1 protein-coding gene is annotated in these 261 nt (G+C 55.9%); it reads right to left on the reverse strand.

Going from position 1 to position 261, the window contains the following annotated elements; genetic code table 11:
- Positions 1-258 (reverse strand): UPF0149 family protein (locus tag FNJ84_RS21845; RefSeq protein ID WP_255471381.1); only part of this gene is annotated, 258 nt, incomplete at its 3' end.
- Positions 259-261: the final 3 nt, after the last annotated feature.

Here is a 261-nt window from a genome sequence, read left to right on the forward strand (position 1 = left end):
CTCCATGCGGGAAAGCTCGGGACGAGACTGATAGAGTATCGTCGCAACGCAGTTCGGGATCAGATTGGGTGCTTCAAGGTCGATTTCGTCGATCTCCTCATCCGTGAACTTGCTGTGGCCAGTGTATATTCCCTGAAGCGCCATCAAGAAGATCATCGTCGTCCGCGTCTCTTCGTCGGCCTGAGCGAGCAGTCGATCCCAAGCATCCGGTCTTAGCCCCATAGCGCGAGTGAAGCCATCGATCCAAGGCTCCCACATCAC

It is taken from the genome of Paracoccus sp. M683, assembly GCF_007096355.1.
Classification (GTDB): Bacteria; Pseudomonadota; Alphaproteobacteria; order Rhodobacterales; family Rhodobacteraceae; genus Paracoccus.